The 9,150-nt window shown below is 70.9% G+C and carries 9 protein-coding genes; 7 read left to right on the plus strand and 2 right to left on the minus strand.

Annotated elements, in window-relative coordinates; all coding sequences use genetic code 11:
- Positions 1-30 precede the first annotated feature (30 nt).
- Complete coding sequence (locus tag VGW35_27210; protein ID HEV8311365.1) at positions 31-300, minus strand: hypothetical protein; 270 nt, start codon at positions 298-300, stop codon at positions 31-33.
- A 135-nt stretch (positions 301-435) separates the two neighbouring features.
- Between VGW35_27210 and VGW35_27215 the strand changes: the two genes are divergently transcribed.
- Positions 436-2,070 (plus strand): benzoate-CoA ligase family protein, encoded by a 1,635-nt coding sequence (locus VGW35_27215; protein HEV8311366.1) that lies wholly within the window; start codon positions 436-438, stop codon positions 2,068-2,070.
- Between the two features lie 20 nt (positions 2,071-2,090).
- Positions 2,091-3,650 (plus strand): long-chain-fatty-acid--CoA ligase, encoded by a 1,560-nt coding sequence (locus VGW35_27220; protein ID HEV8311367.1) that lies wholly within the window; start codon positions 2,091-2,093, stop codon positions 3,648-3,650.
- A 12-nt stretch (positions 3,651-3,662) separates the two neighbouring features.
- Here the strand turns inward: VGW35_27220 and VGW35_27225 are convergent, their stop codons facing one another.
- Entirely contained in the window at positions 3,663-4,445 is a 783-nt protein-coding gene (locus VGW35_27225; protein HEV8311368.1) for a methyltransferase domain-containing protein, read from the minus strand.
- Positions 4,446-4,619: 174 nt separating this feature from the next.
- Between VGW35_27225 and VGW35_27230 the strand changes: the two genes are divergently transcribed.
- The 5 genes from VGW35_27230 to VGW35_27250 form a co-directional block, all read left to right on the plus strand.
- Entirely contained in the window at positions 4,620-5,864 is a 1,245-nt protein-coding gene (locus VGW35_27230; GenBank protein HEV8311369.1) for an ABC transporter substrate-binding protein, read from the plus strand.
- Between the two features lie 6 nt (positions 5,865-5,870).
- A complete protein-coding gene (locus VGW35_27235; protein ID HEV8311370.1) occupies positions 5,871-6,602 on the plus strand; it encodes an ABC transporter ATP-binding protein in 732 nt (243 codons plus the stop codon).
- Complete coding sequence (locus tag VGW35_27240) at positions 6,602-7,315, plus strand: ABC transporter ATP-binding protein (protein HEV8311371.1); 714 nt, start codon at positions 6,602-6,604, stop codon at positions 7,313-7,315. The genes VGW35_27235 and VGW35_27240 overlap by 1 nt, the downstream gene beginning before the upstream one ends.
- Before the next feature lie 16 nt (positions 7,316-7,331).
- Positions 7,332-8,204 (plus strand): branched-chain amino acid ABC transporter permease, encoded by an 873-nt coding sequence (locus VGW35_27245; GenBank protein HEV8311372.1) that lies wholly within the window; start codon positions 7,332-7,334, stop codon positions 8,202-8,204.
- The coding region (locus VGW35_27250) for a branched-chain amino acid ABC transporter permease (protein ID HEV8311373.1) at positions 8,201-9,150 on the plus strand (950 nt) is incomplete at its 3' end. The genes VGW35_27245 and VGW35_27250, both read left to right, overlap by 4 nt.

Consider the following 9,150-nt stretch of genomic DNA (forward strand, 5'->3'; position numbering starts at 1 on the left):
CGTTGAAGTAATCGATCAGGATATCGGTATCTACGAGGATTCGGACCGCTGCCACTCCCGGATCTCTTTCAGGAAGGCCGCGTCCGACTGACCCCGCGAGCGGCGGCGGAGCATGCGAACGTATTCGAGGCTGTCCATCACGTCCGTGTGCCCGTAGGGATTGAACCGCTGCCTGACGATCTCCTCCAGCAAGGCGACGGGGTACACACCGCGTCGCCTGGCTGTCTTGACCAGAAAGGCCTTCAGGGCCGCATCGAAGGACAGCGTCCACTTCTCCCGCTTGAGCGAGGCCTTGGCCATACGGGCATTATACGTACTTGGTGGAACCCCGGCAATCTCCGGCTCGCCGAGGTCGACCCAGCGCGACTCACGTTGCCCCGGTTGTCCGACCCTCGGGATTTGGCTACCATGAACCCGAGCCCAGGAGGACGCGCGATGCCGATCCCGCTCGACGAGGGCCTGCCCCCCAGGGAGCTCTGGCCCGACCGGGTCTATACGCTGCCGGAGCACCGCTACCCCGTTCGGCTCAACGTGGCGCGGGAGCTCCTCGACGCCAACGCCGACGGCGGCCGCGCCGGGCGGCCGGCGATCTACTACCAGGACCAGATCCTCACCTACGGGGAGCTCCAGAAGCGCGTGAACCGCCTGGCCAACGGCCTGCGGACCGCTGGCCTCGATCGCGGGCACCGCGTGCTGATGCGGATGCCGAACTGCCCCGAGTTCATCATCACGTGGCTCGCCTGCCAGAAGCTCGGGGCGGTCACCGTGTCCACCATGCCGATGCTGCGGGCCCGCGAGCTCGCCTACATCGCCAACGATGCGGGAACGGAGACGGCCGTGGTGTGGGGCGGGCTCCGGGAGGAGCTCGAGAAAGCCCGGCCGAGTGCTCCCTCGCTGAAGCGCCTGATCGTGGTCGGCGAGACGCGGCCCGGCGACATCGCCTGGGCCGGGCTGATGGACGGGCAATCGGAGCGCTGCCCGGCCGCCGACACGGCCGCCCGCGACGTGGCGATGATCGCCTACACCTCCGGGTCCACCGGCGTGCCCAAGGGCTGCGTCCATCAGCACATCGACATCCTCGGCTCGGCCGACTCCTACGCGCGGTACGTCCTCACGCCCTCGGAAGAGGATCGGTTCGGCGGCCATCCCACCCTCGCCTTCACCTTCGGCACCGGGGGCCTCCTCGTCTATCCGCTCCGGTTCGGCGCCGCCACCGTGCTGTCGGGCCCCTTCGACCCGGAGCACATGCTGGACACGATCCAGCGTCAACGGGTCACGGTCGTCTTCTGCGCCCCGACCTCGTACCGGCTGATGCTCCGGGTCCCGGCGCTCGAGACACGGTACGATCTCGGCAGCCTGCGGCTCTGCATCTCCGCGGCCGAGCCGCTGCCGGCGGCGACCTACGACGAGTGGGTCCAGCGCACCGGCAAGGAGTGCCTCGACGGGATCGGCTCGACGGAGATGTTCCACATCTTCATCTCGTCGCTCCCCGGGCGGGTTCGCCCCGGCGCCACCGGCGTCGCCGTTCCGGGCTACGACTGCCGGGTCGTTGACGAGGCGGGGAACGAGGCGCCGCGCGGCGCGGCCGGTCTCGTCGCGATCAAGGGGCCGACCGGCTGCAAGTACTGGCGCAAGCCGGACCGGCAGGCCGAGTACGTGCGCTTCGGCGGCTGGAACGTCACCGGCGACGTGTACATTCACGACGACGACGGCTACTTCACCTACCAGTGCCGCTCCGACGACATGATCGTCTCGGGCGGCTACAAGATCCCGGGTCCCGAGGTCGAGCACGTCCTCGACGAGCATCCGGCCGTCGCCGAGTCGGCGGTGGTGGCGGCCCCCGACCCGACGCGCGGGTTCGTCCCCAAGGCCTTCATCGTCCTCAAGCCCGGGGTCGCGCCGTCGGAGGCGCTGGCCAAGGAACTCCAGGAGCACGTCAAGAAGGAGCTCGCCCCCTACAAGTACCCGCGGGAGGTCGAGTTCGTGACCGAGCTCCCGCGCACCGAGACCGGGAAGATCCGGCGGGTCGACCTGCGCCAGCAGGAGGCGGTCCGGACCGGAACGACCTGACCGCGCGTCTCCCGCGGACCATGGCCTTCACGCTGGCCGGGATCGTTCGCCGGCACGCCGCCGAGCGCGGCGGCAAGACCGCGATCACCGGCGGGAACCGGGTGCTCACCTACGCCGAGCTGCACGCGCGCTCGAGCCAGGTCGCCCGGGGGCTCCAGCGCGAGGGCGTGCGGGCCCAGGAGCGCGTCGCCCTCCTCGACAAGAACGGCCCCGAATACTTCGAGGTGCTGTTCGGCGGGGCGAAGCTCGATGCGGTCAACGTCGCCGTCAACTGGCGGCTCCAGCCCCGCGAGATGGCCTACATCGTCAACGACGCCGCCGCCCGAGTGCTCTTCGTCGGCGAGGCCTTCGCGGCCCACCTCGACGCGATGGAGGCCGAGCTCACCACCGTCGAGAAGATCATCGTCCTCGGTGACCATCCTCGCCACGAGCGGTATGCTGCCTGGCTCGCCCGCCAGGAGGCGGCCGATCCGGCCGTCGCCTCCGCCCCGGACGAGGTCGCCATGCAGCTCTACACCTCCGGCACCACCGGTCTCCCCAAGGGGGCGATGATCACCAACGCCAACCTGAGCTGCCTGCTCTCCCACACGACGGCGCGATGGGGATTCTCGGCGGACTCGGTGAACCTGGTGGCGATGCCGCTCTTCCACATCGGGGGCAGCGGCTGGGCGCTGGTCGGGATGTTCAACGGCTGCCACTCGGTCCTCATGCGCGAGGTGAACCCGGCCGAGATCCTGGCCGCCATCCCGCGCCACCGGGTGACGCACGCCTTCTTCGTCCCCGCGCTCCTCCAGTTCCTGCTGATGACGCCGGGATGCGCCGAGACCGACGTCTCGGCGCTGCGCCTCATCGTCTACGGAGCGTCGCCGATCGCCGAGGACGTGCTCGTGCGGGCGCTGCGCGCGTTCCGCTGCGACTTCATGCAAGTCTACGGCATGACCGAGACCACCGGTGCCATCACCGAGCTCGAGCCCGGCGACCACGACCCCGGCGGTCCCCACGCCGGGCGACTCCGGTCGTGCGGGCGCCCCTACCCCTGGGTGGACACGCGCATCGTCGACGTGGACACCGGCCAGGACGTGCCGGCGGGCCGGGTGGGCGAGCTGTGGACGCGGTCGCCCCAGAACATGAAGGGCTACTGGCGGATGCCGGAGGAGACGGCCCGCACGATCACCCCCGACGGCTGGCTCAGGACCGGCGACGTGGGGTACGTCGACGAGGGGGGGTTCCTCTACCTCTACGACCGGGTGAAGGACATGATCATCTCGGGCGGCGAGAACGTCTACCCGGCCGAGGTCGAGAACGCCCTGATGTCACACCCCGCCATCACGGACGTCGCCGTGATCGGCGTGCCGGATGCGACGTGGGGCGAGACCGTGAAGGCCATCGTCGTCCGGCGGGCCGGCGCCGAGGCGTCCGAGGCGGAGATCGTCGCTTTCGCCCGCGAGCGCCTGGCCCACTACAAGTGCCCCACCTCCGTCGACTTCGCCGAGAGCCTCCCCCGCAATCCCTCCGGCAAGATCCCGAAGAAGGACCTCCGCGAGCCTTACTGGAAGGGTCTCGAGCGGCGCATCCACTGACGCTCGGCGTGCCTACTTGGTCGCCACGAAGAGGTAGCGGTTCACGCTGAAGAAGTAATCGCCGTTCCCCGTCCGGCGGCGCAGATCGGCCTCCCAGGCCTCGGCCTCCACGGGCGGAATCCCGTGCCGGATAGCCGCGCGCTTGGCCACCCCGATCATCTCGCCGCTGAAGGAGCCAGGATCGTACGAGAGCTCGAGGAGCGGGATCACGCTGGCGTGGGTCACGCGGAGGCCCAGCGCGTGCAGGAGCCCGGGCACCCGGGGCGGCACGTGGGCGTCCGCGAAGTCGGTGATCCGCGCCTCCATGACCCGGCGGTGGCGATCCCGGTCCCCGGTGAGCCAGACGCACGAGTCCCAGTCCGTATCCACCAGGGCGAAGCGGCCGCCCGGACGCAGCACCCGGGCCACGTCGGCCAGGGCCTGCTCGAGCTCAGGCACATAGAGGTAGACCTGGACGCCGACCACGAAGTCGAACGACGCCGCCGGAAAGGCGAGGTGGGCGGCGTCGCCCCGGGCGAACTGGATCCGGTCGTTCACCCGCTCGCGACCGGCCCGGGCCCGGGCGGCATCGAGCATCTGGGGGCTCGAGTCGATCGCGACGATTCGCCCGGCCTCGCCGACCGCGCGGGCCAGCTCGCAGGCGAGGAAGCCGGGGCCACAGCCGACATCGAGCCCGCGCTCGCCCGGCCGGGGCGCGAGGGCCGCCCGCGTCCGCGCGCGCTGCTCCGCGATCGCCGGCGTGGCATACATCCGCTCGAGCCGGGCCACGCCTTCCGCGTCGAACTTGACCACCATCGGCCACCTCCGGTGTGGCGCCCAGTCTATCACCGCGGCGGCCCGAGGCACCCGGGGGCGAAGCGCATTGCGGTGGTCGGGGGGTTGGCCCATAGTATGGCGGCGTAGAGTCCGGCCTCCACCCCGGGGGCTCGCGGCCGTGGGCTCGCCATCGCTGGACACGGAGGATAGCCAATGAGACGCGTCGGCAGTCGAGCGGTCATCGCGGTACTCACGATCGGCGTCGCGACGCTGCTGGTCGGGCTGGGAGACGGGAGGGCCCAGGACGCCGGGGAGGTCCGGCTGGGCGCCTTCATGCCGATCTCGGGAATCAGCGCCGACGTCGGGGCCCAGATCAAGGCCGGGATCGAGGTGGCGGTGGAGCGGACCCAGCAGCCGGGGCTCCGGATCAGCGGGAAGCCCCATCGAGTGCGGGTCATCTGGTACGACACCGAGGGCAAAGGCGACGTCGGCCTGAACGTGGTCACCCGGGCCCTGACGGTCGACAGGATCCACGTGGGTGTCGGCTTCCTGTCCAGCGACGTCTTCATCCGGGTGATGGACGAGTTCCAGAAGGCCGCCATCCCGGTGATCACCTGCTGCTCGGCCTCGCTCAAGATCGGCGACAAGATCGCCCAGAACAAGATGGGCTTCGTGTTCCAGCTGAGCCCGACCGCGAACGACATCGCCCGCTCGCTGGCCGCCGCCGTGGCCGCCACCGTCAAGCCCCAGAAGATCGCCTTGCTGAACGAGAACACGGACGCCGGGCGCGACTTCTCGCGGATCACCCGCGACTGGTTCGCCGCCAACGTCAAGGACGTGGAGGTCGTGGCCGACGAGTTCGTGGACCGCGGCGTGACCGACCTCACCCCGCAGCTCGCCAAGATGAAGCGGGTCGGGGCCCAGGCGATCATCGGCGAGATCTACGGAGCCAGCGGACCCGTCCTCTATACCCAGTGGAACGAGCTGCGGGTGCCGGCGGTGATCGCCCACATGGGGGCGACGGTGGCGGCCCAGGATTTCGTCGATCGGCACGCGAAGCTGATGGACGGCACCATCGTCAACAACCGGTGGTGGCCGGCCAAGTACTCCGAGGTGTCCGAGCCGATGACGGCCGCCTACAAGAAGAAGACCGGGGTCGACGCCACCAACTTCGCCGTCCAGGGCCACGACGCGGCCCTGGTCGCTATCGAGGCGATCGTGAAGGCGCAGAGCCTCGAGCCCGAGAAGGTCCGGACCGGCATCGAGCAGGGCACCTTCGTCACGGCCTGGGGCACGCGAAAGTTCACCTCGCTGGCCGAGGGGCACCGGATGCCGATCCAGACGGTGGTGGTCCAGATCCAGGGCGGCAAGAAGGTGCCGATCTACCCGCCTGATGTGGCCACGACCGGCGGAGGCAAGTACGTGCCGGCGCCGCCGTTCGCCTGGGAGAAGAAGTAAAGCGGCGTGAGCGGGATCCCGAAGCTCCGGGTCACCGGGCTCACCAAGGCTTTCGGCGGCATCCGGGCCGTGGACGGGTGCTCGTTCGATGTCGAGGCCGGCACCGTGGTGGGGCTGATCGGACCGAACGGGTCGGGCAAGACGACCATCTTCAACCTGATCGTGAACCTCCTCCGGCCGGACGCGGGCGCCGTCCTCTACGACGGCGAGCGGATCGACGGCCTCGCGCCCTACGACGTGGCCCGGCGGGGCATCGGGCGCACCTTCCAGTCCGTGAAAGTCTTCCGGGACCTCTCGGTCTGGGAGAACCTGGCCATCGCGGCGATGGCCCGGGGCCGGCGCGACTGGGCGCGGGACGGCGAGACGTGGCTCGGCCGGATGGGACTCGGGCACCTCGGAGACGAGCCGGCCGGCCATCTCTCGGTCGGGCAGCAGCGGCTGCTCGAGCTCGCCATGAACCTCCTGGTCGACCCGGCCTTTCTCATGCTCGACGAGCCGCTGGCCGGCGTCCACCCGGTGGTCCGCGCCCGGATCGCCGACCTCGTCGGGACGCTCCGGCGGGCCGGCCGGACGTTCCTGGTCATCGAGCACCACATGCCGTTCGTGATGGGGCTCTGCGACAAGATCGTGGTCCTGGACCACGGCGAGAAGATCGCCGAGGGCGCCCCCGACGTCATCCGCCGGGACGAGCGGGTGATCGCGGCCCTGCTCGGGCAGCGGCGCGCGTCTCACGGCTGATGCTCACGGTCCAGTCGGTCCGATCGGGGTACGGCCAGCTCGAGATCCTTCAGGACGTCTCGCTGGCCGTGCCGGCCGGGCAGATCATCGGGGTGATCGGGCCCAACGGTGCCGGCAAGTCGACGCTCCTCAAGACGGTCTTCGGCTACCTCCGGCCGTTCGCGGGCACGATGGCCTTCGAGGGGCGCGAGCTCACCGGGCTCCGTCCGGACCAGATCCTGCGGCGCGGCGTGAGCTTCGTCGCCCAGGCCGGCGGCCTCTTCGCGGAGATGTCCGTCCACGAGAACCTCGTGCTCGGCGGCTACAGTCTTCGCGAGCGGCGGACCCTCCGGGCGGCCCTGGACCGCGTGTACGCCGAGTTCCCGATGCTGGCTGAGCGGCGGCGGCAACCGGCCGGCAGCCTGAGCGGGGGCGAGCAGCGCCTCCTCGCGCTGGCCCGGGCGCTGGTCATCCGCCCGCGGCTCATCCTTCTCGACGAGCCCTCGGCGGCGCTCGCCCCGCGGTTCATCGACCGCGTCTACGAGGTCATCGCGACCCTGAACCGCGCCGGGCTGGCGCTCCTCATCGTCGAGCAGAACGTCGAGATGATCCTCGACGTGGCCCACCGGGTCTTCGTCCTGGACCTGGGCCAGAACGCCTTCGACGGCACGCCGGCCGAGCTGCGGGCGACGGATCGGATCCGGCGGCTCTACCTCGGCGAGGCCGTGGCCTGACGCCGTGTGGGAGTCGGTGGCGGAGTTCGTCGTGCAGGGCGTGGTGCTCGGGGGGCTCTACGCCCTGTTCGCCGTGGGACTCAGCCTGATCTTCGGCGTGCTCGACGTCATCAACGTGGCCCACGGCGAGTTCTTCGCCGTGGGCGGGTACCTGGTCTTCGTGGCGGTGGTGGTCGGGAGTCTGCCCCCGGCGGTCGGGATCGCCGCGTCGGCCGCCGGCGCATTCCTCCTCGGGCTCGCCGTCTACCCGCTCCTGCTGGCGCCCCTCCGGCGGCGACTGGGCCGGCGCCCGCAGGGTCCGCTCTACCTGGTGCTGACGCTCGGGCTGTCGACGTTCATGCAGTCGAGCCTGCTCGCCCTGGCCGGCGGCGAGTACCGGCAGGTGCCGCCCCACGTGCGCGGCATCGCCGAGCTCGCGTTCACCACCGTCAGCTACCAGCGCCTCCTCGTCCTGGGCGCGGCCGCCGGGCTCCTCGGCGGGCTCTTCGCCTTCCTGCGCTTCCACCGTCAGGGACTCGCGGTCCGCGCCGTCGCCCAGAACCCGGAGGCGGCTCAGGCGATGGGGATCCACCTGCCGCGGGTCTTCGCCCTGACCCTCGCGCTCGGCGTCGGGCTCGCCGGGGTGGGCGGGGCCTTGATGGCGCCCCTGGTGAACGTCTACCCCGCGGTCGGCTTTCCCCTGACGATCAAGGCCTTCGCGATCACGATCCTGGGCGGAATGGGGAACCTGGCGGGCGCCCTCCTGGCCAGCCTGGTGATGGGCGTGGTGGAGTCTCTGGCGGTGATGGTGATTCCCTCCCAGTGGCAGAACCTGATCGCGTTCGCCGTGATGATCGGCGTGCTCCTGGTGCGGCCGCAGGGCCTCCTGGGACGGGCCGTCGTCCGGTGAGGGCCGGCGGGCGGCGCTCCCTCGGCCGGCTGGTCCTGCTGATGGGGACCGCCGCGGCCGTGCTCCTGCCCGTGCTCGTGCCCCATCCCTTCGTGCTGTCGATCGCCACCCAGGCCCTGATCTGGGCGCTGCTGGCCGCCAGCTGGGACCTGCTGAGCGGTTACACCGGGCAGATCTCCTTCGGTCACGCCGGCTTCTTCGCGCTCGGCGCCTACGCCGCCGCCGCGGCCACCAAGCACGCGGGCCTCTCGCCGTGGGGCGGCCTCGGCTTCGGGGCGCTCCTGGCGGGCGCGATCGGGCTCGCGGTCGGCTTCCCCGCGCTCCGCCTGCGCGGGCACTACCTCGCCCTGGTGACGCTCGCCTTCGCCGAGATCCTGCGGCTCGTCGCCCAGAACTGGCTCGCGCTCACCGGGGGGCCCTTCGGCATCCACGACTACCCGACCTTTCCCGGCCTGCCGGCCGACCCGGTGGCCCACCGGCAGGGCGCCTACTGGCTGATCCTCGGCATCGTGGGGCTGTCGGTGGCCGCCATGGTCGCGGTCTGCGAGCGAACCTCGGCCGGCCAGGCCTTCCGGGCCATCCGGGAGGACGAGGTGCTGGCCGCCACGCTGGGGATCAACACGACGGCCTACAAGCTCCTGGCGTTCGGCCTCAGCGCCGGCTTCGCGGGCCTGGCCGGGACGCTCTACGCCTACTACGTGCTCCTGGTCAGCCCGAGCGTGGCGTCCGCGGCCACGACGGCGCTGGTGATCGGGATGGCGGTCTTCGGCGGGATGGGGACGATCTGGGGCCCGGTGCTCGGGGCCCTCGTCCTCTACGGCGCCTCGGAGGGCCTCCGCTTCGTGGGGGTCGTGTACAACCTGATGCTCGTCGGGCTCACGATCATGCTGTTCGTGATTCTCCTGCCCTCGGGGCTGGCCGGCCTCGCCGCCCGGCGCCCGAGCCG

The sequence above is a fragment of the Candidatus Methylomirabilota bacterium genome, assembly GCA_036005065.1.
Lineage (GTDB): Bacteria > Methylomirabilota > Methylomirabilia > Rokubacteriales > DASRDR01 > DASYQW01.